The organism is Pediococcus damnosus (assembly GCF_001437255.1).
In the GTDB taxonomy this organism is placed as follows: Bacteria; Bacillota; Bacilli; order Lactobacillales; family Lactobacillaceae; genus Pediococcus; species Pediococcus damnosus.
Genome location: NZ_JQBD01000166.1, coordinates 1 through 1,056, shown reverse-complemented (window position 1 = coordinate 1,056; position 1,056 = coordinate 1). Strand labels below are relative to the sequence as shown.

At 43.3% G+C, this 1,056-nt stretch carries 1 protein-coding gene; it reads left to right on the top strand.

Annotated elements, in window-relative coordinates; all coding sequences use genetic code 11:
• Positions 1–100 precede the first annotated feature (100 nt).
• The gene (locus IV84_RS10460) at positions 101–1,024 is read left to right on the top strand and encodes an IS30 family transposase (protein WP_054712567.1); all 924 of its coding nucleotides are present in this window, start codon (positions 101–103) and stop codon (positions 1,022–1,024) included.
• Positions 1,025–1,056: the final 32 nt, after the last annotated feature.

Genomic DNA, 1,056 nt, shown 5'->3' with positions numbered 1-1,056 from the left:
GGCAGATTGTAAAATTTAAGTTGAACATTTAAGTGGACAGAAAAACCTATCAAGGTCTTTAATGGTGTTACCACACAATCCATTAGAAAGAAGGACCTTGATGAGCACCACTATTGTATCATTCCAGAACCGTGTTGTCATTGAAACGCTTCATAATGAAGGACGTTCCTTGCGATACATCGCTAACTACTTAGACTTTAGTCAGACCACCATCTTTAACGAACTTCACCGACTAAATGGTGAGTACCAGGCTGAGCTAGCGCAAACTGACTTTGAACGAAAGGTTAGTCAACGGGGGCGAAAGTCTTCGCTTACTAAAAACCTTAAACACTTGATCGAGGAAAAGATTCAAGTCCAGAAGTGGTCCCCTGAACAAGTTGCCCATGTGGTGGGGATTGCCTACAAGACGGTCTATAACTGGATTGATCAAGGCTGGCTTGATGTGCAGTTGCCCGATTTGCCTGATCATGGAATTCGTCGTCATCGTGCTAAAGAAAAGCGTGGTACGTTCAGTCACGGCCGCTCAATTGAGAAGCGTCCTCATAAAATCGAAACTCGCCAGGAATTCGGCCACTTTGAAGCTGATACCGTACTTTCTGGTAAACGTAAAGGTCAAGCTGTGGCTACTTTTGTGGAGCGTAAAAGTCGCCTGACAATTGTTAAAAGGCTCCATGGTCGCGACAGTCAGTCCATGACTCAAACCGTACTTGAACTAGCTCGTCAACTTCAAGACAAGCTCAAGACGCTTACTGTGGATCATGGTAAAGAGTTCGCTAACTATCAGACAATTGAACGGCGAACTGGTACACAGGTTTATTTTGCCCATGCCTATTCACCGCATGAAAGAGGCAGTAATGAGAACCGTAACCGAGTTTTGCGGCGCTTTATTCCCAAAGGCCAAGCCATTGAAGAACTAAGTGATCACCAATTGGTTCAAATTAATTGGTATTTGAATTCACGGCCACTTAAATGTCTTAATTGGCATACACCAATCGAGATCTTCTTGCTTAATTTACGTCATTAAATTCGTTCAAGTTATTTCTTGCAATCTGCCAT